The sequence below is a fragment of the Nitrospira sp. Nam80 genome (genome assembly GCF_965152575.1).
On record NZ_OZ224216.1, the window covers coordinates 519,137 to 540,255 of the forward strand.

The 21,119-nt window shown below is 58.1% G+C and carries 24 protein-coding genes and 1 pseudogene; 16 read left to right on the forward strand and 9 right to left on the reverse strand.

The features are described 5' to 3' along the window. Window positions 1-79 precede the first annotated feature (79 nt). Window positions 80-367 (forward strand): HU family DNA-binding protein, encoded by a 288-nt coding sequence (locus ACWGXE_RS02450; protein ID WP_447601041.1) that lies wholly within the window; start codon window positions 80-82, stop codon window positions 365-367. A gap of 98 nt (window positions 368-465) precedes the next feature. Here the strand turns inward: ACWGXE_RS02450 and ACWGXE_RS02455 are convergent, their stop codons facing one another. Then, window positions 466-741 carry a MoaD/ThiS family protein gene (locus ACWGXE_RS02455; RefSeq protein WP_447601043.1) on the reverse strand — a complete coding sequence of 92 codons (276 nt, stop codon included), beginning with the start codon at window positions 739-741 and terminating at the stop codon, window positions 466-468. A gap of 89 nt (window positions 742-830) precedes the next feature. Between ACWGXE_RS02455 and ACWGXE_RS02460 the strand changes: the two genes are divergently transcribed. From ACWGXE_RS02460 to ACWGXE_RS02490, 7 genes are all read left to right on the forward strand, one after another. After that, a complete protein-coding gene (locus tag ACWGXE_RS02460; RefSeq protein ID WP_447601044.1) occupies window positions 831-1,232 on the forward strand; it encodes a hypothetical protein in 402 nt (133 codons plus the stop codon). A 140-nt stretch (window positions 1,233-1,372) separates the two neighbouring features. Next, entirely contained in the window at window positions 1,373-1,924 is a 552-nt protein-coding gene (rfbC, locus tag ACWGXE_RS02465) for a dTDP-4-dehydrorhamnose 3,5-epimerase (protein WP_447601046.1), read from the forward strand. A 51-nt stretch (window positions 1,925-1,975) separates the two neighbouring features. Further along, a complete protein-coding gene (locus tag ACWGXE_RS02470) occupies window positions 1,976-2,416 on the forward strand; it encodes a Fur family transcriptional regulator (RefSeq protein ID WP_447601047.1) in 441 nt (146 codons plus the stop codon). A gap of 43 nt (window positions 2,417-2,459) precedes the next feature. After that, a complete protein-coding gene (locus ACWGXE_RS02475) occupies window positions 2,460-2,891 on the forward strand; it encodes a rubrerythrin family protein (RefSeq protein WP_447601049.1) in 432 nt (143 codons plus the stop codon). Window positions 2,892-3,015: 124 nt separating this feature from the next. Then, window positions 3,016-4,302 (forward strand): heterodisulfide reductase-related iron-sulfur binding cluster, encoded by a 1,287-nt coding sequence (locus ACWGXE_RS02480; RefSeq protein ID WP_447601050.1) that lies wholly within the window; start codon window positions 3,016-3,018, stop codon window positions 4,300-4,302. A 49-nt stretch (window positions 4,303-4,351) separates the two neighbouring features. Then, the gene (locus ACWGXE_RS02485) at window positions 4,352-4,954 is read left to right on the forward strand and encodes a DUF3501 family protein (protein ID WP_447601052.1); all 603 of its coding nucleotides are present in this window, start codon (window positions 4,352-4,354) and stop codon (window positions 4,952-4,954) included. 131 nt (window positions 4,955-5,085) lie between these two features. Beyond that, window positions 5,086-5,838 carry a 6-carboxytetrahydropterin synthase gene (locus ACWGXE_RS02490; RefSeq protein WP_447603853.1) on the forward strand — a complete coding sequence of 251 codons (753 nt, stop codon included), beginning with the start codon at window positions 5,086-5,088 and terminating at the stop codon, window positions 5,836-5,838. A 204-nt stretch (window positions 5,839-6,042) separates the two neighbouring features. On the opposite strand, the pseudogene ACWGXE_RS02495 reads toward ACWGXE_RS02490, so the two are convergent. Then, a pseudogene (locus tag ACWGXE_RS02495) lies at window positions 6,043-6,873 on the reverse strand (medium chain dehydrogenase/reductase family protein); the annotation flags it as partial. A gap of 382 nt (window positions 6,874-7,255) precedes the next feature. Here ACWGXE_RS02495 and ACWGXE_RS02500 point away from each other — a divergent pair. From ACWGXE_RS02500 to ACWGXE_RS02520, 5 genes are all read left to right on the forward strand, one after another. Next, window positions 7,256-8,260 carry a helix-turn-helix transcriptional regulator gene (locus ACWGXE_RS02500; protein WP_447601054.1) on the forward strand — a complete coding sequence of 335 codons (1,005 nt, stop codon included), beginning with the start codon at window positions 7,256-7,258 and terminating at the stop codon, window positions 8,258-8,260. A gap of 431 nt (window positions 8,261-8,691) precedes the next feature. Next, complete coding sequence (locus ACWGXE_RS02505; protein ID WP_447601056.1) at window positions 8,692-9,204, forward strand: nucleotidyl transferase AbiEii/AbiGii toxin family protein; 513 nt, start codon at window positions 8,692-8,694, stop codon at window positions 9,202-9,204. Continuing rightward, window positions 9,191-9,388, forward strand: coding sequence for a hypothetical protein (locus tag ACWGXE_RS02510; RefSeq protein ID WP_447601057.1), 198 nt, complete (start codon window positions 9,191-9,193; stop codon window positions 9,386-9,388). Before ACWGXE_RS02505 ends, ACWGXE_RS02510 begins: the two co-directional genes overlap by 14 nt. Before the next feature lie 257 nt (window positions 9,389-9,645). Continuing rightward, the gene (locus ACWGXE_RS02515; RefSeq protein ID WP_447601059.1) at window positions 9,646-10,017 is read left to right on the forward strand and encodes a hypothetical protein; all 372 of its coding nucleotides are present in this window, start codon (window positions 9,646-9,648) and stop codon (window positions 10,015-10,017) included. A 35-nt stretch (window positions 10,018-10,052) separates the two neighbouring features. Further along, window positions 10,053-10,262, forward strand: a complete 210-nt coding sequence (locus ACWGXE_RS02520) for a hypothetical protein (RefSeq protein WP_447601061.1) — start codon at window positions 10,053-10,055, stop codon at window positions 10,260-10,262. A 165-nt stretch (window positions 10,263-10,427) separates the two neighbouring features. On the opposite strand, the gene ACWGXE_RS02525 is transcribed toward ACWGXE_RS02520, so the two are convergent. Next, window positions 10,428-11,000, reverse strand: coding sequence for a Uma2 family endonuclease (locus ACWGXE_RS02525; protein WP_447601063.1), 573 nt, complete (start codon window positions 10,998-11,000; stop codon window positions 10,428-10,430). A 394-nt stretch (window positions 11,001-11,394) separates the two neighbouring features. Here ACWGXE_RS02525 and ACWGXE_RS02530 point away from each other — a divergent pair, with 394 nt between their 5' ends. Both ACWGXE_RS02530 and ACWGXE_RS02535 read left to right on the forward strand, forming a co-directional pair. Then, window positions 11,395-12,627 carry a hypothetical protein gene (locus tag ACWGXE_RS02530; protein ID WP_447601065.1) on the forward strand — a complete coding sequence of 411 codons (1,233 nt, stop codon included), beginning with the start codon at window positions 11,395-11,397 and terminating at the stop codon, window positions 12,625-12,627. Window positions 12,628-12,654: 27 nt separating this feature from the next. Next, window positions 12,655-13,395, forward strand: a complete 741-nt coding sequence (locus tag ACWGXE_RS02535; RefSeq protein WP_447601066.1) for an OmpA family protein — start codon at window positions 12,655-12,657, stop codon at window positions 13,393-13,395. A 166-nt stretch (window positions 13,396-13,561) separates the two neighbouring features. Here ACWGXE_RS02535 and ACWGXE_RS02540 read toward each other — a convergent pair whose 3' ends face one another. The 5 genes from ACWGXE_RS02540 to typA form a co-directional block, all read right to left on the reverse strand. After that, window positions 13,562-14,410 (reverse strand): formylglycine-generating enzyme family protein, encoded by an 849-nt coding sequence (locus ACWGXE_RS02540; protein WP_447601068.1) that lies wholly within the window; start codon window positions 14,408-14,410, stop codon window positions 13,562-13,564. A 72-nt stretch (window positions 14,411-14,482) separates the two neighbouring features. After that, window positions 14,483-14,815 (reverse strand): thioredoxin family protein, encoded by a 333-nt coding sequence (locus ACWGXE_RS02545; protein WP_447601070.1) that lies wholly within the window; start codon window positions 14,813-14,815, stop codon window positions 14,483-14,485. Window positions 14,816-14,871: 56 nt separating this feature from the next. Continuing rightward, window positions 14,872-15,342 (reverse strand): peroxiredoxin, encoded by a 471-nt coding sequence (locus ACWGXE_RS02550; RefSeq protein ID WP_447601072.1) that lies wholly within the window; start codon window positions 15,340-15,342, stop codon window positions 14,872-14,874. A gap of 113 nt (window positions 15,343-15,455) precedes the next feature. Then, a complete protein-coding gene (locus ACWGXE_RS02555) occupies window positions 15,456-16,205 on the reverse strand; it encodes a DUF4026 domain-containing protein (RefSeq protein WP_447601074.1) in 750 nt (249 codons plus the stop codon). After that, on the reverse strand, window positions 16,202-18,088 hold the full coding sequence (gene typA / locus ACWGXE_RS02560) for a translational GTPase TypA (RefSeq protein WP_447601076.1): 1,887 nt from the start codon (window positions 18,086-18,088) through the stop codon (window positions 16,202-16,204). The genes ACWGXE_RS02555 and typA overlap by 4 nt, the downstream gene beginning before the upstream one ends. 204 nt (window positions 18,089-18,292) lie before the next feature. Between typA and ACWGXE_RS02565 the strand changes: the two genes are divergently transcribed. Continuing rightward, window positions 18,293-20,713: a penicillin-binding protein 1A gene (locus ACWGXE_RS02565; RefSeq protein ID WP_447601078.1), complete on the forward strand. Its 2,421-nt coding sequence runs from the start codon at window positions 18,293-18,295 to the stop codon at window positions 20,711-20,713. A 133-nt stretch (window positions 20,714-20,846) separates the two neighbouring features. Here ACWGXE_RS02565 and iscX read toward each other — a convergent pair whose 3' ends face one another. Further along, complete coding sequence (iscX, locus tag ACWGXE_RS02570) at window positions 20,847-21,059, reverse strand: Fe-S cluster assembly protein IscX (protein WP_447601079.1); 213 nt, start codon at window positions 21,057-21,059, stop codon at window positions 20,847-20,849. Between the last annotated feature and the right edge of the window lie 60 nt (window positions 21,060-21,119).

A 21,119-nucleotide genomic window follows, 5' to 3' on the forward strand; every position in this document is an offset into this window, starting at 1 on the left:
TTCATCGCAGTTCACCTCAGGATCTGAGTCTTCGACCTGGTTTTCAATCCATCACATTACAGTAGCCAAGGAGGTACGCATGGCCAAATCAATGACGAAATCCCAGATCGCCGACCATATTGCCGGGAAGGCCGGGATCACCAAGAAGACCGCGGTTCAGCTCTTGGATGACCTGGCGGCGCTGGCTTACCGAGAGGCAAAGAACGCCTTTGTGGTCCCCGGGATTGGGAAGCTCGTGCTGGCGAATCGGAAGGCCCGCATGGGCCGCAACCCGCAGACCGGTGAGCCGATCAAGATTCCTGCCAAGCGGGTCGTGAAATTCCGGGTCGCCAAGATGGCCAAGGACGCGATTTTGGGCAAGAAGTAATCGGCCTCTTTGAGGTGAGCGTGCGTGAGCCGGCTCCGGAAACCCGGGGCCGGCTCTTTTTTTCTCGACACTCTGAAACGCCGCCGGCTCCGCACCGATCAGGTAAACGAAGGCCCTAAGCCGCTGCCCCCCGTTCCATCATGGCCGACAAATCGAAGGGCGTCGCCGTCCTGCACGAGGGAATCTTCACTGGCGATCCGCTTATTGATCGTCACCAGGATTTTCTTTTCCCGCAAGAGTTGCAGCAAGTGGCGCAGATTGTGTCCTTGCCGTTGGATGACTTGTCGCACGCTCATCGACGCCGGAAGCTCGCAAGCCAGATCCCGCTCACCGTCCGCTGTTTGAAGTTGCCCCATTAATGTGATCGTGATCATTCACCAAACATCCTTTCGATTGATACAGTACCGCTTCTACAGCAGCGCATTGACTCGTGGAGGCGCACACACAATATAATAGGGGCGTCATGCAATCACTCGATATTACACGCCCCGGCATGCCGGATCTTCAGTTCGTTCTGATGGTCGCGGCCTTGTGCACGTCCGAACTGCCGACACTCAACGTTCCGGAGGACCTGCGCCGGACGGTGTTCGATCGGTGCTGGGCGCTGATCAGTTCCCATCCGCCTCCGTCCGACCCGAAGGAACGGGTCCTGGATTTGCGAAGCGGAACCGAGTTGACACTCGAAGCTTTGGTCGCCACTATCCGGGAAATCTTTTCTTCCGCCGGTATCACGGTGTTGACCTGGGAGCATCCACCGAGCGAGCCGACACGCCCGAGCACGCCCGAAGCGTTGCCGCTCATTGAGCGGTTGCAGCAGCTGTACCCTAATTCCCCCGACGACCCTCAGACCCCCCGCAAGAATTAGGTCGGGCATTATTCGCCTTGAAGTATGTGGCACCGATTCCCGGCTTTTCAATGCCTGCCTCAGCCGGCTTCTTCTTTTCTTACGAACCAGGTATGATGCCGCCCCGATCGAGACCATAAGAAGGAGCTACCGATCCGATCATGCGAGTGAGTGACACGCCACTGCCGGGATTGATCCTCATCGAGCCGGATCTGTATCGCGATGCGCGGGGGCTGTTTTGGGAAGCGTTTCGCGAAGAACGCTATAAGGACATCGGCATTCACGGCCCATTCGTGCAAGACAACTTCTCATGGTCGATCCGCCACACGTTGCGCGGGCTGCACTATCAACTTCACCGCCCTCAAGGCAAGCTTGTCACGGTCGTCCAAGGCGCCGTCTATGACGTCGCGGTGGATATCCGCCACGGGTCGCCGACATTCGGTCAATGGTACGGGATTGAGCTGTCGGATCAGAACATGCGCCAGCTCTATATCCCGCCGGGATTTGCGCATGGCTTTTGTGTCCTGAGCGACAGGGCCGGTTTCTTCTACAAGTGCACGGACCTGTATCAACCGGCGGATGAGCGAGGCATCATCTGGAACGATCCTACCTTAAATGTTCCGTGGCCGACGGACACGCCGCTTCTCTCCGCAAAGGATCAAGCCTTCCGGACTCTCGCGGTGATGGAACAGGAGCTCTCATCGCCCCGCTGACTTGATGCCCGAACCGTTCATGTGTTATCTAGGAATCATTCCTAGATAGGTATGCACCCAACGACTGAAATCATTCAAGAGCGTTTCCGCCGGCACCGTGTACGGCTCACGCCGCAACGAGCGGCTATTTATGGCGCGCTGGCCGGGACCACCAGCCATCCTACGGCCGATGATCTGTACCGGGTTGTGAAACGGCGGCATCCAATGATTTCGCGGAATACGGTCTATTATACCCTCGGCGTGCTTCGTGAGACCGGCTTGGTGCGCGAGGTCAATGTTGGACACGAAAGAGCGCGCTTTGATGCAAACATGTCGCTGCATCATCATCTCATCTGTCTCACATGCCGGCAGATTCAGGATGTCACCGATGTCGCCTTGGACCGTCTCACGGTTGCCCAAGGGGATTTTGAGATCCTTGGCCATCGGGTCGAGTTTCATGGGTACTGCGCGAAGTGCCGGCGTGTGCGATCAGCGAAAGTGACATCTATCTAGCCACATCGTCTGCGGGCATTTATTTACGAAGGAGGAAGAAGCAATGGGTAAGAGTCTGAAAGATACCAAGAGTCATGAGAACCTCAAGCAGGCGTTTGCCGGCGAATCGCAAGCAAATCGCCGGTATCTCTATTTCGCGCGGCGGGCCGATATCGAAGGCTACCCGGACATCGGCGGCCTGTTCCGGGACACGTCCGAAGCGGAAACGGGACACGCCTTCGGGCATCTGGATTTTCTCAAGGAGGTCGGCGACCCGGCGACCGGCGTCCCAATCGGCAATACCGAGGCCAACCTCAAGTCGGCGGTCGAAGGGGAAACCTACGAATACACTCAGATGTATCCCGGCATGGCAAAAACGGCGCGCGATGAAGGATTCGCCGAATTGGCGGAATGGTTTGAAACCTTGGCGAAGGCGGAACGCTCACATGCCAACCGTTTTACCAAGGGCCTGGAAAGCCTCAAGCAGGGATATTAGTTCCCGCACAGGGTTCGCGCGCTACAAGCAACACAGGAACGGCGGCTATCTGCGATTCGAGGATCCGGACCGAGGAAGGTCGGGTCTTCCGGCGGGATGCCGCCGGTCCATCTTTTGAGACACCATGAAGGCACTGAATATTCTCCAACCGATCGAGGCGGGTCCTCTCGAAAAAGAGAGTTTGCGCATCTATGAGATCTGCGACGGATGCCGGCGGTGCTTCAATCTCTGCCCGTCATTCAACACGTTGCTGGATCGAATCGACGCGGTTGAAAGCGATGTCACGAAGTTGACGCCGGCCGACCACGAGCGGGTGGTGGACGAGTGCTACTATTGCAAACTCTGCTTCAACCATTGCCCGTACACGCCGCCGCATCCCTATCAGCTCGACTTCCCTCGTCTGATGGTCACCTGGAAAAAGCACCTGGCCGCGACGCGCGGCGCATCCTGGCGCGACCGGTTGCTGGTCAAGACGGATTTGATGGGACGGCTCAACAGCGCGTTGGCGCCGCTGGTGAACCGAGCGTTGGCTTGGTCGTGGCTCAGAACGATCATGGAAAAAGTCATGGGCGTTCATCGGGAACGCCGCGTTCTCCATTACCAGGCAGAGACCTTCAATCGGTGGTGGAGCCGACGGACGCCCGCGCGGCCACCGTCCGCAACCCGCAAGGTCGCATTGTTTGCCAGTTGTCTGGTGAACTATCAGGCCACCGATGTCGGAAAAGCCAGCGTGCAGGTCTTGGAAAAAAACGGAGTGGAGGTGGCGTTCCCCGATCAGCAGTGCTGCGGCATGCCCTCATTCGATATCGGGGATACCGAGGGAATCGTGAAGGCGGCCCGGGCCAATCTCCGCTCATTGAACGACTGGATCGCCCGGGGCTATGATGTAGTCGTGCCTGTGCCGAGTTGCAGCCTCATGATCAAGCGGGAATATCCGACCCTGTTGCAGTCGGACGAAGCCAAAGCAGTCGGCGAGCATACGTTTGATATTTGCGAGTATCTCATGAAGCTGAAGCGGGACGGCTTGCTGGCGATGGATTTTACAAACAATCCCGGACGGGTGGCCTACCAGGTACCTTGCCATCTTCGGGATCAGAACATCGGATTCAAGTCGAAAGAGCTGATGGAGTGTGCCGGCGCCCGGGTCGAAGTAATCGAGAAATGTACCGGCCATGACGGTACCTGGTCCGCGAAGACGGAATTTTACCCATTGTCGATGAAGATCGCGAAGAAAGCCGTGAGGGAGATCGAGCAGGCGCCGGCCGATCTCATCGCTTCGGATTGTCCGCTCGCCGGGTTGCAACTCGATGAAGCGGGGGCCGCCGCCCATGCCGGCGGACGAGCGACGCGGCATCCCATCCAGATCGTACGCGATGCCTACGGTTTGCCGCCGGAGGCACCTACTTCGTGAAGCGCTGCTCGTAAAGCGCAGAAAAGATACCGGAATTAAACGGGGAGATATGAATGTACAGGGTTTGACCCAACAGGATCTTATCCCCCTGGCGGACTATGAGCAGCAGCGCGACGCGTTTCGCCGGCGCATCATCGATGTGAAGCGCCGCCGCCGCATCTCGATCGGTCCGCTGGTGACCTTGGTGTTCGAGAACCGGGACACGCTCCAGTTTCAGGTCCAAGAAATGGTGCGGGCGGAACGGATTCTTGATCCGGTCAAGGTTCAGGATGAACTCGATGTGTACAACGCGCTTCTTCCGCAGGCGGGGGAGTTGAGCGCGACGTTGCTCATCGAAATCACCGAGGCGGATCGCATGCAATACTGGCTGGATTCCTTCATGGGGCTCGACCGGGGACAAACCGTTGCGCTGAGAGCGGGCACCGAGCAGGTCTTTGCCGAATTCGAAGGCGGGCACAGTCATGAGACCAAAATCAGCGCGGTCCATTTCGTGCGGTTCCGCCCGTCCTCCGGCATGATCGCCGCGTTCAACGACCCGGCGATCCGCGTGGCGCTCTCCGTCATGCATGGAGTATATCAAGAAGAAGTCGACGTGCCCTGGACCATGCGGCAAGAATGGCTGGACGACCTGCGAAGGTCGAGTGAGAAATGAGGAATGTTGAATGAGGAATGAGAGATGTCGGATGATAAATCGGCAAGACGAATGCGCGCGATATTCCAAATCTGGTAGCTGTGATTTGCCATTCATAATTCCTCATCGCTAATTCCTCATTGGGTGTAGATATGCCTCCCGTTCTTTTGACGAAACGCATCGAATTCGCGGCCGCCCACCGCTACGAGAAGCCACAGTGGGATGAGCGGAAGAACCGCGAGACCTTCGGCGCCTGCTACAACGAGCCCGGGCACGGCCACAACTACCTGCTGGATGTGACGGTCTCGGGCGAGGTTGATCCGCGAACCGGCATGGTCGTGAATCTGTTCGATCTCAAGCAGGTGCTCCTTCATGTCTTGGAGGAATTCGATCACAAGCATCTGAACCTCGACATGCCGTATTTCAAAGACGACGTGCCCACCTCGGAAAACATCGCCAGGGTCCTCTGGAAGAAGCTCGCGGCGCAGCGCGATATCGGCGAGCTGCATTCGCTGCGCCTCTATGAGGATGAAGATCTCTTTGCCGAGATCACCGCGGAAGCCGGGCTGGATCGGGCCGGGGTGACGCGCCGCTATTCCTTCACCGCCGTGCATGATGGATACCGGGGCCATACGTGGGATCTTTTCGTAACTGTCCATGGCCCGATCGACCGGGAGACCGGCATGGTGACTGATATCGTCGCCCTCGACCGGCTCGTGGCCGAGCAGATCCTTACACCATTCGAAGGACACGATCTGCGCGCCGTGCTTGCCCGCTCCACCATCAACGGCGCAGCCTTGGCCGAAGCGATTTGGAAACGCCTCGCCCCCTCGATCACCCGCGGCAACCTCAATCGGGTCAAATTGGTCCAGACCAGGGACCTCGAGTTCGAATACGCCGGATAGCTCTTCCATCTGTTCTTCCAGCCTTTCACCATGCCCATCTCGCGTGTACTGGTACATGTCTTGACAGCGGTGCAGCGAGAGCGCCATCGGCTCCATGCCGTTCTTACGCGCCGCTCCCGATTCAAGCAAGGACCCGTTGCGTACGAGCACGATCTTCCCTGTCACGCCTCCACTCCCGAGCAAATCGTGCGCGTGTCTCGCCTCGGTAAGAGGAAGTCGTCGCGCGATCAGCGGCTTGATTTTTTGCTGTTGAAGGAGGTCAATCAGGGCCAGCAAATCCTGTCGAAACAATGCCGGTCTCAGCCGTTTGAGCCACTGGATACTGTAAGGAATCACCCGTTTCCGGCCCGGAAGGAACCAGCCGCCGGCAATGTACAGCCCAAAAATGGCGATGTGACGAAAGCGATGACGACCACCTGGACGACCTGAAGTCAATCGTTCCCCACGTAGTGAGGAAGTAAGGCCATAGGCCACTACCGTCCCGCCTGAGCGCAGGGCCTTACGGGAACGCGAGATATGTGTGCCACCGATGCCGTCAAAGACGACGTCTACACCCCCGCTCGTGAGGCGGTGAATTTCTTTCACGAAGTCCTGATGCTGGTAATCAATTGGGACCGCACCCAGCTCGGAAACGGCCGGCGCCCCTCGGGATGAACAGGTACCGTACATCTCCAGAGCGGCTAGGCGTCCAAGTTGCAATAGTGCCGAGCCGACCCCGCCTGCCGCGCCGTGAATCAACACGCGCTCCCCTGGTCTGACCTTCGCGGAGCGATGCAGCATCTGGTGCGCCGTGACATAGTTCAGAATGAGACTGACGGCCTCCGCGGGGTCCAGTCCAGATGGCACCGGAACCAGTTCACGTTGCGGCAGGCAGACGAACTCCGCGTACGCACCGCTGATCGGCAGTGCGGCAATCATCTCGCCTGGTTCAACTCCAGAAACACCGTCGCCGAGCCGATCCACCATGCCGATCAGGTCCCATCCCGGCGTGAAAGGCAGCGTCGGCGTTTCGGGATGAATGCCCTCGCGCATCATCAGGTCGGGCAAGGAGACACCCGCGGCCAGGACTCTGACCCGCACTTCACCGTGCTTCGGCTCGGGGCTCTCTTCTTCAAGCACCTGAAGTGCATCGGACCCGCCGTAGTGCGTGACGATGATACGCTGGTGTTTCACCGGCCTCTTTCTCCCATGCCGAGCGCTCGACCTTGCTGATAAGACCCATGCGATAGCCTGGCAGGAGTTCCACCTAACTCCAAGTGTTTTTTTCGCGAATCGTCTCAAACCCGCTTCCCTGCGAGGGTGAGGAAGCGAGTCCTGTGTGAGGGTGGCTCAGCAGAGCGAGAGGCAGGTACGTACACTTGCTGCGGCATATTCTCTCCAGGTATTCTCGCAGGACCTTTGCTGGAGACTTAATGCCATGCCGCGCAACGATCAAGCCGTCCGTCTCTTGGTCATTCTCCAAAAGCTGGAGGCCTCACGGCAAGGCGTGACTTTGGAGCAACTGAGCGAGTCGCTGGCCCCCGGCTCGACCCGACACCCCCGTACGCTTCGCCGCGATCTGGATGCGCTGGAAGAGGCCGGCTATCCGCTGGTAACCGATCGGGTGGACGGCCGTACCAAGTGGCGGCTGCTCGACGGATTCCGCCACATTCCCGCGCTCAGGCTCGCGCCGACTGAATTGATGGCCCTTACCTTCACCCGCCGTCTGATAGCGCCGCTCGAAGGGACGGAGCTCCATGCCTCGCTCCAATCCGCGCTCAACAAAGCGGCGGCCATGCTGCCGCCCCAAGGCCTGGAGTTGGTCCAGCAACTCGACGGCATGTTTTCCGTGGGACTCGGCCCGCACAAGCGCTATCGCCGCCATCGCGAGACGATCGATCGGGTCACGCAGGCCATCGCCGGGAAGAAAACCATCCAGATGCGCTATGACTCGGCATCGCGGGGCCGTATGACGAGGCGGGAAGTCGATCCCTATCGACTGTGGTATGCCTCCGGCGGCCTCTATCTCATCGCGTACTGCCACCTAAGACGGGAACCCCGCATGTTCGCTGTGGAGCGAATCAGGTCCGTGACGCCGACCGATCATCCTTATCAGATGCCGTTGCACTTTGATTTGGACGCCTTTGTGCAGGATGCGTTGACCGTCATGCGCGGCCCGCGGATCGAGGTGGTGGTGGAGTTCGACAAGGCGACGGCGGCTTGGGTGAAGGATCGGGTCTGGCACGTGAGCCAGAAGATCGAGCGGCGTCCGGCGGGACGGCTGAGGATGACGCTTACAGTAGCCGACACGCGCGAGCTCCTAGGCTGGATCCTGAGTTTCGGGAGCGGGGTGACCGTTTTGGAGCCGGAAAAGTTGCGCGAGGCCGTAGTGGACGAAGCCAGGAAAATGGCTGCAAGCTTGAAAGGGGAAATACCATCATGAGTCAGGGCTTGCGGCGGAGCGAAGTCATCGACGGCGCGATGGCGGGGTCTTACGACTCAAGACGCCAGCCGAAAGGCTTGCAATCGGATTCGGGCCGTGGCGATCAGCGCAAAAACTGTTGCGGGGCCAGCTGGCATCATTGCATCCGGAGTGGGATGAGCAACGCCTGTCCCGTGAACTCGCCCGGAGGCTCTCGCACAAAGACATTCCCTTTGACCGCAGCCGATTCCGCACGCCTAAGGTCGGCGTATTATAAGATGGATGAAGAGGGCCGAATCACCCGTCACGTTCGGTTTGAAGCTGCGTGGGCCACGTATACACTTATAATAGTTATGCGACGTACCGATTGGGTGAGGACAGCGATGGCGTATTGGGTGGTCGTGACGTTGACGGTTTCATCCTGACGAGGCGATAAAGAGAGGCTTAGCGCGATGAAACTGTCAAGCCTGAGAGAAATCGTATCGGTGCTAAACCGGCGCGACGTACGCTTCCTAATCGCTGGAGGCGTAGCAGTCGCCGCGCACGGCTATGGCCGAGTCACCTTCGATCTCGACATCGTCCTGCAGTTGGAACCTGAGAACGTGCATCGCGCCGTGAGCGCCCTCGAATCGCTGGGATATCGCCCGGTGGCGCCCGTATCGGCTCATGAATTGGCCGAACCAGCCAAGCGAGAGACGTGGATTCGTGAGAAAAACATGGTGGTCTTTTCGCTCCGAAGTGAACAACATCGAGAGACGTCCGTGGATATCTTCGTCGCAGAGCCTTTCGTGTTCGATACCGAGTACGACCGTGCTCTGATCGGAGACATCCTGCCGGGTGTGCCGGCACGCTTTGTCTGTCTTGAGACCCTGATTCGCATGAAAGAGCAGACGGGGCGCGAAAAGGACCGCGAGGATGTGCGGCAACTGAAGTTCTTCCTGGAGAAGCCCGATGAGCAAGCCTGACAGCGATGTGGCTGACCCCTGGGCCCAGCACGAACGGTCCCAGGCGTTGTATTTCAGCTCCTTGAGTCTGCAAGAAAAGATGGAGGCCGTCGAGGCCATGGCCGATCTAGTCCGGCATTTCCAAAAGATGAGGGCGGAGAGGGCATTTCGGCCGGCGGTCGCCTCGGAGAAACGAAACAGCTAAGGTGTTCTTCGTCCTTCCCCCCCGCCGTCGCTTGCCGAAACTCGTAACTTTACCAGGTCCATCAGCCCACGCTGTACGGTTGTCCTCGTACAAGGACATAGGTATGATTTCGCGCCGACGTCAGGACTTTCCGCCGTGGTAGCTGGAAATTGTTTGTGACCTCGGATGTCACGGTCATCGGCTATCCTGTCTCCTGTCCTTATTCCATGCCCTCCGTCTCAGCGGGGGGCAAACCGGTGAAGGAAGGGAGGGTCATCATGCCACACAGGGGAATCGCAGTCACACTGATGCTTTTCCTGCTCCGCGCCAGCTCAAGCTGGGCCGACATGGGCTTCGACGACAAGTACGAGCGCGACTACAACATCTTCAATCCTATCAATCAATACCAGCCGGGCAATCCATTGAATCCCGCCAACGCCTACAGCCCGGACAATCCCTTCAATCCGGTGAACCGGTACGATCCCGGCAATCCCGCGAATCCCATTAATCAATACAACCCGAACAATCCGTTCAACCCCGTGAATCGCTATAACCCGGAGAATCCCTTGAATCCGGTGAACAAATATAATCCGACCGTGCCCTTCGCACCGTTGGATGGAAAGAAAGTGATTCCGAATCGGGGATGGTGACAGACCTATCCAAGGGGATTTGGGAAGCCATTGACATGAATAGTTATCGCGTTGAAAAGAAGGCGGCTGTGCTGAAGGATGACACGGAGCTGTTCAAACGATTTATGGACAACGAGTCCTTCAAACGGTGGATCACCGATACGGTATTCAATCTCACCTACACACCGACAGCGCAAAACCCCTTCACCACCTTAGCGGCCACACACCGAGTAGATCACAGCAATTGTTGTAGCGCCCTCCTTTAACAATCAATATCGGATCGGCGAATTGCCATAGATGGAACTCCACGGCTTCACCGCCGTGGCCCCATTGAAGCGGCAATTGGCTCACGAGTCATGGCGTGGATTGGAAACTTGTTTCTAGACAAGTGTCCGTGCAGCAAATGCTGTAAGGAAACGGACCAGATGTGATTACGGCAGTAAGTCGGCCACGGTGATTGCGGAATGAGGAGCGGACAGCGGGGAGATGGTCTCGGTTCGCGTAACCTTCTGAAAGGATTGGTAGTGAGCCGGTTGACCCGGTCGTGTGATGGGATCGCGGTAGATCTCTAGGCAGGGCTCAGCCAAACTCACAATCCAGTATTCCGGGATACCGGCTCGGGCATAGATCGGCGTCTTAAGGGCACGGTCCTTTTCCAGCGTACTGTCCGCAATCTCCACCACCAACAGAGCGGTGCGCGGATGTTCATTGACGTACTCTCTTGGTTCCCCGCCGACGACAGCGAGATCCGGTTCAGGTTCCGAATCAGGATCGACGATAAGAGGCAGTTGGATTCGAATCCAATTACTCGGACCAAATACCTGACGGAGTACCGCTTCCGTTAATCCGATAGCGGCCGCGTGAGCGCTACGTTGAGGAGTCATAGTAACAATTTCTCCCGCGAGCAGTTCCACGCGCTCGTCCGGACTGAATAGGCCTAAGGCGGCCATGCGCTCATATTCTTTGCGGGTCCAGCGCTTGGTTTGGATGGCGGGGGCGGACATTGATGCATTCCTTACGATATGGGGCAGTCTAGCAAAGCATCGGATCGACGACAAGTGATGGCTTTGTTCGTCGAATCAACGTCTCCGTATGCTTCTGCCGCGGCCCAAGCCGCCGTCTCTCCACCTTCAGAAAACCAAACGCATCGCGCTGCGGCTCATGCGCCACCGGAAGAGTTCATACGAGGAAATCAGCCGGATCGGATTCGACTGATCCCTGCCCAGTAGAATCTACCTGGTTTGCCGGCATCTTTTGCCGCGTCCGCTGCCGCCTCGCCCCGCGCTCTTCCTCCGATCCGCTGATTCTCCGGCCAATCGCCGGGTCTTCGCTGTGGCACGGAAGTTGACTTCATGCCGGTCATCGGCCTCTTGCGTCGATTAACCGGAGATCCGATCTATGGAAGCCACATCGACGATTGCGTTTATCTGGGAACTGTTAAGCGAGGACGTTGCTGTGTGGGATGGGCTTCACAGTCCCATGCTGAGTTGGCTCGGCTCGCTCGGGATCCTGGTCTTCTTTCTGTGGCATGTCACGCGTCTGATGGTCAATGTCTCGGTCGTCCAGCGCTGCTATGGCCGCGTATGGCCGACGTTGAAGAAACTCGCGGTGGGGCGCAAAACGGTCGGCCAGGAATGGCAGTCGATTCAGGCGCTGGCCGAGTCGGACAGGCAAATAGGCCGCCCGTTGCCGCGGCCTTCCCGCATCGATCTGGACGATGTCCAGACCTTGGATGCTGCGATGCGGCGCGAGCCGTTGCTCGAGCAGGCGTGGTTTCATTACCGGAAGACCTTCGTCATCGAGCGTACCGCCTGGTTCATTGAACCTCGAGTTTTCAGCACCCGTGCAGCCTCTGAATTTTTCACTCAGGACGTCTTGGCCGCCAGGCTGAACTTGCCTTTCTATCATCAGCTGCCCTCGCTGATCACCGGCCTGGGCCTCCTCTTTACTTTTTTGGCTATCTTGATCGGGCTGAGCAAACTCCACGCGGACGGCTCGCAGATCGTCGGTATCCAGGGGCTGATCAATGGCTTGGCCGGTAAATTTCTCACGTCGATCATCGGCCTGATCTGCGCCAATCTATTTGTGTTGATCGAGAAATCGCTGTTCCACCGGTTTACGCTCATCCAGCAACGGTTCCTGACGCTGCTCGACGAATTGTTTCCCCGCAAGACCATGGAACAGATGCTGGAGAATTTCAATCCGGCTGGTCAATCCTCGATCGCGGCTGTCACCGCGCCACAGCCCGTGGTCCCCGGTGATTTGGCCGAGCGGTTGGCGGCAACGGTTGGAGAGCGGTTGACGAGCGCTCTTTCGGCCTTGACCACCACGATGCAGGGCTTGACGGCGCGTGGCAATGGCGAGGCCGCGCCGTCCTACGAACATCTGGCCGAGGACATGGCTCGCGCGATCAAACGGGAAATGGCAGCGCCTATCCATGAACTGAACCAAGCCATTCAGGATTTGACACGATCCGTCGCGGGATTGCGGAACGAGCGAGAAGCCGTCGCGACCACAGAGCGGCGGCTCGATGTGAAGGAGCCGGCTTCCAGTGAAGAAGGGGGGCCTTGCGAGCCTGCGATGTCCGGATTGCGGTGGTTTGCCAATTGGCATGAGCGGTCGCCAGCGTAACTAGAGGAATGAGGAGATAATGAATTGATGCGACGCGCGCCGTTACAGGATGTAACCGATACCCCTTCTCTCCTCACGGTCGGGGTGACGGACCTCATGACGTCATTGGCGGTGATCTTCATCCTCTTGTTTACCGCGTACGTAACCAAGACGTCCCAAACAGAATCTCATGCGCAGGAAATGAAATCCCGTGCGCACGAAGCCGCTTCGCCGATCCACGAAACCACCGAAGACATCCGCGCTCGCCTGCGCGATCATTTTCAGCGCTACCATCTCTCGCTCGATCAGGACCCAGGCGATCCGCTGGTGTTGCGGATTGTCGTGCCGGAGGAGTTGTTGAACTTCGAATTTGGGAAGGGAACTCTGTCTGCGGCGGCAAGCCGGTTTCTGACGGAATCCATGCCGGCGTACGCGTCGCTTCTTTGTGGTCCTTTGCGGGAGAAGATCGATTCGCTGGTGATCGAAGGCCACACGGATGATCGGGGATCGGACATTCGCAATCTAAAGTTGAGCCAGGAGCGGTCCTTCAACGTGATGGTGAAGGCCCTGGAAGTTATTGAAGCGTCGGCGCCGTGGATCTACGGCTGTTTTCATGAGAAAACTTCGGCGAGTGGCCGGGGCCGGCAGGATTTGATCTATGAAGACATGGGGTATCCGAATCGCGACAAAAGCCGGCGGGTCATCTTCAAAATTCGCCTGCGCTCGGCGGAGCAGACCGCACTGGTCTCGCGCCTGCATTCCTTTCAACCCAATCCGCGGCTGCGCTGAGTCAGGCCTGCCTTCGTTCCAAGCATGCCGGCTGATCTCCGGTCATTTCGCTCCTTAAAAGATCCACGCTGCCGACTGTGACCTGTCGCGAATCTAGAGCTCCAGTCGGGTTTCCGACTATCAATGTCGTGGTCTGGGAGAGAAATGGACCGTGCCACAGGCCTTATTATGGCGATCCGGCATTCATCGCACACCGAAAGCCGAAGTCGTTACGCCGGGCTGACGGGGCATAGGCGGCGCGGTTGGCGGAGCGGATGGTGGCCGCATCATTGTTCCAGGCGCCCCCGCGAAGGACTCGCAGCGGCCCTTGGTTCGGTCCCTGCGGATTGTACTCGGGACTCGCCGTATAGTAGTGCTCATCATACCGGTCCGCAATCCATTCCCAGACATTGCCCGCCAGGTCCTCCACCCCGTAGGAGCTGCCGCCCCGTGGGTGGGAGCCGACCGCGCCGAGGGTATCGTAGCCGGTCCATTTCTTTAGTCCCGCTACGACGTGGGCGGTGGCCGGTGGGTCATTGCCCCAGGGATAGGTTCGTTGATCATCGCCGCGTGCGCCCCTTTCCCATTCGGCTTCGGTCGGAAGGCGCCGTCCGACCCATTCGCAATATTCCTTGGCGTCAAACCAATCCACTCCGATCACCGGCTTCTGGCCCTGCGTACCCTGTGTCGCCTGTTTCCAGAGAAACGGCTGCTCGGGAGCTTGTGCGTGAAGAAAGCGCGCATAGCGCGACACGGTGACTTCATATTTGTCGATGTAGAAGGCACCCAATTCAATCGGGTGGATTGGCCGCTCATCTGCTTCGCCGGCCTCGCTTCCCATGAGGAAACGTCCGGCGGGTATCAAGATCAAGGGGGCGCCGTCGCGGCCGGTCGCTTCCCCCCGGGTCAAGACGGCAATGGCGCGGGCTTGATGCGGCTCGCCTGCGTAATGACCGGGAGACACGAGCCAAAGTAGAAAAGGGATGGTCACCGTGACGCGCGCGAGGGCGGCGGACTGAAACCGAAAGAGGGCCATCGGCTTTCATTATGTGCCGAAGCGGCGGTGGAGACAATTCTTCTTGTTGGAGAAATCGGCCTGATTTGGCGATTATTTGATGAGATAGTCGGAAATAAGGGCGGTCAACTCGTCGGCTTCGATTTTGCCCTCGCGGGTCAAGAGCAACTTCCCATTGGAGAAAAGATGGGTGGTGGGATAGGTTTCGAACGTATACAGCTTCTTGATTTCGCGGCAGCGACCGGGCACATGCATTTTGGCCTTGCCGACTTTAATCTGCGGGAAGTCCGCCGCGATTTTTTCCAAGATGGGGTCATAGGCCTTGCAAGGTTCGCACGTCGCAAGCCCGTAGGACACCAGCGACGCCGGTGCGTCGGTGAAAGTCTTATAGTTGGCGTCGCTGACGTCTTCGACGATTCCGGACATGCATCAAAACGCTGAGGACTGGGCCGGCCCAGTCCTCAGTCCTCAAGGTGTGGCGGTTACTGTAATTTTTCCAAGGCAGCCAGAATCTCTTTGTCGTCACGCGCCGTCTTGATCTCTTGTACCTTGACGTACGCGACCTTGCCGTTCTTATCGACGATGACCGTTGCCCGCTTGCCGCAGTTCAGCGGCTCGAAGTACAGGCCATACTTCTTGACCACTTCGCGGTTGAAATCCGCCAGCAAGCGGTGTTTCAGCTCGAGTGAATCCGCCCAGGCCTTGTGCGAGAAAAAGCTGTCCGTGCTGATGCCGAACAGTTCGGCATTTGCCGATCCGAACTTGGGAAAGTCATCGGTCAAACACTTGTTCTCGCCGGTGCAGACGGGACTCCAATCCAATGGATAGAACGCCAGGACCACATTTTTCTTACCCTTGTAGTCGCTGAGTTTTACATCCTTTTGATCCTGGTCCTTTAATGTAAAATCCGGCGCGGTATCGCCGACTTTAATTTCTGGAGCTACATCCGCCATTGCGTCCTCCTTCTAGGTTAAGAACCGTAGCAAACTCAAAATTGGTATCACGCAGGGAAAAAGCTTGTCAACGGGGCAGAAGGCCTAGTGAAGGAGCGCGCCGGCTTGCTCACTCACTGTACGACAATCCGTCGGAAAGTCCGCTGGGTCTGCTGCATGGCAGCCGTGCGATGGTTGTCGATGTAAATGGTGCATCCGAGGAAGGGAAGCGCGAGAGAGGATCCGACTTTCGGGTTGTGTCCTTGCCTGAGGATCTGATCCGCCGCTTCGTTCAGGACCTGCATTGGTGAATCGGCGGGCAAGCTTTTTGGCTGCCACAGTTCCAATTCGTCCAGTCCGAATTTGCTCATGCCTGCGGTATGGAACCAATCTCGGCCCGCATCCTCAATCTCGCCTTGGATGACCTCGACGTGGTCCTGCAGTTGAAACAACGTAAGCGGCCGATCGCTCCAGTCCGATGGATTGCTGTACCGCTGCATGACTAGATCAAACGCGGTCCCCTGCGTGAGAAGTGTCAGCCCGCGGGCCAACCGGGCGGCGAACAGAACGGTATCGGCGGCTATATTGGGCGCGGCGACTGCCGGGCTGACGGTGCCGGCGTGTCGATGATCCCAGACCGCTTGTTGGGACACCGATCGGGCTTCTTCTTCCGGTAGCGCTATCGTCAGCCACGCCTGCCAGGGACCGTGTCCGGCAGAAAGGGCGCCAACTTGAGCACTTGGCCGAAGAGCCAGCGGTCCTCCATATTCCAGGTCGTACCAGATGATGAGTTCATCAGCTGAAGGGGCGGAGAAACTATACCCGATCACATAAAGCGGCGGCTTGGCGGAGGCGGGCTTCGGGGCTTTCTTGCGGATTCTCACTTATTATTTTTGCGCGCTTTGCGGCGGTCCTCAGGATTCAACAGCCGTTTCCGCAGGCGCAGGCTTTTCGGTGTCACTTCCACGAGTTCGTCCTGTCCGATATATTCCATCGCAAATTCCAAGGTCATTTCGCGCGGCGGCGTCAGCACGAGCGCCTCATCGGAGCCGGCGGCCCGCATGTTCGTGAGGTGCTTTTGCTTGCACACGTTGACGTCCAAGTCTTCCTCGCGGTTGTTCTCTCCGACAATCATCCCTTGATAGACGTCGACCGATGGCCCGATGAAGAGTTCACCCCGCTCCTGGGTCATAAATAACGCATAGGCGGTGCTCGTCCCTTGCTCGAATGCCACCAAGGATCCATGGGGCGCCACCACGAGCGTTTTTTCGTCGGCCGCCTCGTAGCCCGCAAACACGTGATGCAAGATGGCGGTCCCGCGTGTCTTGGCCATGAGCACATTCTTGAGTCCCATGATGCCGCGGGTCGGGATGCGGTACTCGAGATGCATCTCGCTCGACGCCCCGTCGCCGTGGATCAGTTTCATGTGACGGAGTTCACCGCGCCGCCGTCCGATTTCTTCGATAACCGGGCCTTGATATTCGGACGGCACCTGAACGGTTAATTCCTCGAACGGTTCCGTTACCGTTTCCCCCTCTCGATGGAGAATCACCTCCGGCTGGGAGATTTGAAGTTCGTAGCCCTCCCGGCGCATTTGTTCGATCAGCACGCCCAAGTGCAGCTCGCCGCGGCCCGCGACCAGGAAACGATCGGCGCTGTCCGTCTCCTGCACGCGCAAGGACACGTTGGTCTCCAGTTCCTTGAATAGCCGTTCGCGCAGGTGGCGGGACGTGAGAAATTTTCCTTCACGGCCGGCAAATGGGCTGTTGTTCACGGAAAACGTCATCTGAACCGTCGGCTCATCGATCGTCACGCGCGGGAGCGCGACGGGGCTCGCGGCATCGGCGATCGTGTCTCCGATATGGACTTCTTCCAAGCCGGCGACCGCGACGATCTCACCCGCATCCGCCTGTTCCACATCTGTCCGATCAAGTCCCGAGAACACCGCGAGATCCGCCACCTTCGAGGCGACTTGGCCGCCGTCTTTCGTCAGGGTCACGACGTTCTGCCGGCGCGCGATCGAGCCGGACTGAATTTTGCCGATTCCCATCTTCCCTTTATAGGAATCATAGGCCAGCGCCAGGACGAGGATTTGAAGCGGCGCTTCGCGGTTGATCGCCGGAGCCGGAATCTTTTCGAGGATGGTATCGAGCAGCGGCGCGATTGCCGTCCCCGGCTTGTTGATATCGAGCGTAGCGGTGCCGTTGATGGCGGACGCATAGACGATGGGGAAATCCAATTGTTCGTCCGTGGCGCCCAGATGGACGAATAAATCGAACGTTCGGTTGACCACGTCATCGACCACGGCATCAGGCCGGTCGATCTTGTTGATCACGACGATCGCTTTATGGCCCAACGCCAGCGCCTTGCGCAGGACGAAAGTTGTCTGCGGCATCGGCCCTTCCTTGGCGTCCACGAGCAGCAAGACCCCGTCCACCATGCGGAGGGTCCGCTCGACTTCGCCTCCGAAGTCCGCGTGGCCCGGCGTGTCTACGATATTGATCTTGACGCCGTTGTAGACGACGCTGGCGTTCTTGGCTCTGATCGTGATGCCGCGCTCGCGCTCCTGATCCATCGAATCCATGATGCGTTCGCCCATATCTTGGATCTTCCGATGCACCCGCGTTTGGCGGAGAACGGCGTCGACCAACGTCGTTTTTCCGTGATCGACGTGGGCGATGATCGCGATGTTCCGGATGTCCTGTCGGCGGTCATGCGGGGCGCGGAGCCCGGAAACGGCGGACGGAGCGGCGGTATGCTGTTCCATAGAATATCCTGATGCGAAGGTTGCACAAAAAAGGCGCCCTCGCACACGCAAAAGGCGCCACAGGGAGTATACTCGATGCACAGTCCCGGCCACAAGCATAGAACATATTCTTCTCTGCGGGCGTCCTGTTTCGAGTGCGACGTTGCTTGAGTTTGCGGCCCTTGCATTGTATGGTGAGAACACATCGGCACATCCGATACTCGCATGTCTGACAGCAGTCACCCGTTTGAGATTCCCGACAAACCTAGGCGTCCATGGCGATGGTGGCACATAGCCCTGATCGCGTTTGTCCTTTCCGCGATGCTCGCCGGCGGCGGCGCCGCGGCCACGCTCTGGTACTTTTCGCAGGACCTGCCGTCGCTCGAGCCGTTGCAGAATTACCAGCCGAGCCTGGTGACCCGCGTCTATTCGGATGATCGGCAGATCATCGGGCAGTTCTTTATCGAGCGGCGCTTTCTCAAGCCGTTGCCGGAGATTCCCAAAAATCTGACCCAGGCGGTGATCGCGACCGAAGATGCCCGGTTCTTTGAACACCCCGGTCTCGACATTGTGGGCATTCTCCGGGCTGCATGGACGAACCTCCGCCATGGCGGGCGAAAGGTGCAAGGGGCGAGCACGATTACCCAGCAATTGGCCCGCTCGCTGTTTCTATCCTCCGAACGGACCTTTGATCGAAAACTCCGCGAGCTGATCCTGGCCTATAAGATGGAGCTGGTGCTGACCAAGGAACAGATTCTCGAAATGTATTTGAACCAGATCTATTTCGGCCAGGGGGCCTATGGGGTCGCGGCTGCGGCGCAAACCTACTTTGGAAAGGAACTATCGCAGCTGACGTTGGCCGAAGCGGCCTTTTTAGCCGGCCTTCCGAAGTCACCGAATCACTATTCTCCATTCAAGGCGTACGACCGTGCGAAAAAGCGGCAAGAACATGTCTTGTTCCGGATGGCGGAGGCCGGATTTGTCAGCCCGGCGGACCGCCAGCAAGCCGTGGCGGAGAAACTCAATTTCCGCCGTCCCGGCAGCGAGCATTTGGGGCCCTATTTTGTCGAGTATGTGCGGCAGTTGTTAGTGGCGAAATTCGGCGAGTCGATGGTCTATAAAGGCGGACTCGAGGTCTTCACCACGCTCAACATCGACATGCAGAAGGCGGCCGAGGCCGCGGTTTCAAACGGATTGCGCGAATTGGATAAACGCCAAGGCTGGCGGGGACCGGTCCGGACGGTGGAGCTGGCGACGCTGGTGGCTCCCGCCTCCGATTCCTCCGTCAAACTCAAGGAAGGCGATATGGTGGAAGGCGTGGTCACAAAAATCGCCAAGGACCATGCCCTCGTCCAGGCAGGCGAGACAATGGGCCGGCTTTCATTCACCGACATGGCCTGGGCGATGAAGCGCTTGAACGGCAAAGATCCCACCAAGGACGTCACGTTGGTCAAGAACGTGAAACAACTCTTGTCGCCGGGTGATGTCATCGAGGTCATCGTCAAAAAGCTCGACAAAGAGACGGTTCACTTCGGATTGGAGCAAACGCCCATTGTCGAAGGCTCGCTCATCGCCATTGATCCCAAGACCGGAGCGATCCGTGCCATGGTCGGCGGGTATGATTTCACGCGCAGCGAATACAATCGCGCTGTGTTGGCTCACCGGCAGCCGGGCTCGGCGTTCAAACCGATTATTTACGCGACGGCGATCAATCAAGGCATGAGCCCGGCGAGCGTCGTGCTGGATGCTCCAGTGGTGTACGAGGAAGAGGAGGAAGATAAGATTTGGAAGCCGGAAAATTATGGAAGGCGGTTTCACGGCATGGTGAGTCTCCGCGAAGCCTTGATCCATTCCCATAATCTGGCGACCGTCCGGTTGTTGGACAAAGTTGGGATCAGAAACGTGATCGATTTCTCGCGGACGCTCGGGATTTCAAGTCCGCTGGCGGCTGATCTCTCGCTTGCCCTCGGATCTTCCAGTATGGGGATGCTTGAGCTGGTCTCGGTCTACGGAGTGTTCGCCAATCAAGGCATGAGAGTCGATCCCTATGTGTTGGCGAGTGTGCAGGACAGTTCCGGCCGCACGTTGGATCAGGCCTCAATTCAGCCGCGGCAGGTCATTTCACGTGAAACGGCCTACCTGATCACAAATATGATGGAAGATGTTATCCAGCGGGGAACCGGCATCGCCGCAAAGAACTTCATCGATCGGCCCGTGGCTGGCAAGACGGGGACGACCAACGATTTCACCGATGCCTGGTTCATCGGCGCGACGCCGAATCTGGTGGCAGGAGCTTGGACGGGGTTTGACGACCGGCGGCCATTGGGCGAGACAGAATCCGGCGCGCATGCCGCATTGCCGATTTGGACCTCATTTATGAAGGACGCCTTGAAGCAACTCCCGGTCATGCCCTTCGAGATCCCCGACGGCGTTTTGTTCGTCAGGGTGGATCCCGCGACTGCACTCTTGAGCGACTCTGACGGGCAACAAGGGACTGTGGAGCTCTTTACCAAGGGGACGGAACCAACCCGCACGGCAGGCCCCAAAATTGATCCGGTGGATTTTTACAAATTAGACCAGATTCCGGAGAACGCTCCGCCTCCACCGGTGCCGACGGCGCCTCCCACCGCCGAACTGGGCTATTAGCGCGCCTCCGGATTCTAATCCGGTCATTCCTGCGCAAGTGGGGGAATCCACGAAGTGATTGAAGATGACGACCTTTAGGACGGAGAGAACCGGCCAGATACGAGCGACGGGATGCGAGCGACGAAGGACATGATCAGGAGTGGCTGTCTTGATACTCCTCGTGCCAAGCCATTTGGATCGATTCCAAGATCTTCTCGTTCGATTTCTTGGGATCGTCTTTAAATTCAGGGAGAGCGACGATCCAGGCATGCAGATCGGTAAAACGGACGGTCAACGGGTCCGTGTCCGGGTGGGTCTCTACCAGACGCAACGCAATCTCCTCTGTCTCGTTCCACTTTAGGTCCATCTTTTCCTCGTAGTTCGTTGTTCGTGAGGCGTATCTCGCACGACCGTTTTGTCGCTTGAT

Coding starts and splice junctions, on each gene's coding strand:
- ACWGXE_RS02450 (WP_447601041.1), top strand. CDS start 80: ATGGCCAAATCAATGACGAAATCCCAGATCGCCGACCATATTGCCGGG.
- ACWGXE_RS02455 (WP_447601043.1), bottom strand. CDS start 741: ATGATCACGATCACATTAATGGGGCAACTTCAAACAGCGGACGGTGAG.
- ACWGXE_RS02460 (WP_447601044.1), top strand. CDS start 831: ATGCAATCACTCGATATTACACGCCCCGGCATGCCGGATCTTCAGTTC.
- rfbC (WP_447601046.1), top strand. CDS start 1,373: ATGCGAGTGAGTGACACGCCACTGCCGGGATTGATCCTCATCGAGCCG.
- ACWGXE_RS02470 (WP_447601047.1), top strand. CDS start 1,976: ATGCACCCAACGACTGAAATCATTCAAGAGCGTTTCCGCCGGCACCGT.
- ACWGXE_RS02475 (WP_447601049.1), top strand. CDS start 2,460: ATGGGTAAGAGTCTGAAAGATACCAAGAGTCATGAGAACCTCAAGCAG.
- ACWGXE_RS02480 (WP_447601050.1), top strand. CDS start 3,016: ATGAAGGCACTGAATATTCTCCAACCGATCGAGGCGGGTCCTCTCGAA.
- ACWGXE_RS02485 (WP_447601052.1), top strand. CDS start 4,352: ATGAATGTACAGGGTTTGACCCAACAGGATCTTATCCCCCTGGCGGAC.
- ACWGXE_RS02490 (WP_447603853.1), top strand. CDS start 5,086: ATGCCTCCCGTTCTTTTGACGAAACGCATCGAATTCGCGGCCGCCCAC.
- ACWGXE_RS02500 (WP_447601054.1), top strand. CDS start 7,256: ATGCCGCGCAACGATCAAGCCGTCCGTCTCTTGGTCATTCTCCAAAAG.
- ACWGXE_RS02505 (WP_447601056.1), top strand. CDS start 8,692: ATGAAACTGTCAAGCCTGAGAGAAATCGTATCGGTGCTAAACCGGCGC.
- ACWGXE_RS02510 (WP_447601057.1), top strand. CDS start 9,191: ATGAGCAAGCCTGACAGCGATGTGGCTGACCCCTGGGCCCAGCACGAA.
- ACWGXE_RS02515 (WP_447601059.1), top strand. CDS start 9,646: ATGCCACACAGGGGAATCGCAGTCACACTGATGCTTTTCCTGCTCCGC.
- ACWGXE_RS02520 (WP_447601061.1), top strand. CDS start 10,053: ATGAATAGTTATCGCGTTGAAAAGAAGGCGGCTGTGCTGAAGGATGAC.
- ACWGXE_RS02525 (WP_447601063.1), bottom strand. CDS start 11,000: ATGTCCGCCCCCGCCATCCAAACCAAGCGCTGGACCCGCAAAGAATAT.
- ACWGXE_RS02530 (WP_447601065.1), top strand. CDS start 11,395: ATGGAAGCCACATCGACGATTGCGTTTATCTGGGAACTGTTAAGCGAG.
- ACWGXE_RS02535 (WP_447601066.1), top strand. CDS start 12,655: ATGCGACGCGCGCCGTTACAGGATGTAACCGATACCCCTTCTCTCCTC.
- ACWGXE_RS02540 (WP_447601068.1), bottom strand. CDS start 14,410: ATGGCCCTCTTTCGGTTTCAGTCCGCCGCCCTCGCGCGCGTCACGGTG.
- ACWGXE_RS02545 (WP_447601070.1), bottom strand. CDS start 14,815: ATGTCCGGAATCGTCGAAGACGTCAGCGACGCCAACTATAAGACTTTC.
- ACWGXE_RS02550 (WP_447601072.1), bottom strand. CDS start 15,342: ATGGCGGATGTAGCTCCAGAAATTAAAGTCGGCGATACCGCGCCGGAT.
- typA (WP_447601076.1), bottom strand. CDS start 18,088: ATGGAACAGCATACCGCCGCTCCGTCCGCCGTTTCCGGGCTCCGCGCC.
- ACWGXE_RS02565 (WP_447601078.1), top strand. CDS start 18,293: ATGTCTGACAGCAGTCACCCGTTTGAGATTCCCGACAAACCTAGGCGT.
- iscX (WP_447601079.1), bottom strand. CDS start 21,059: ATGGACCTAAAGTGGAACGAGACAGAGGAGATTGCGTTGCGTCTGGTA.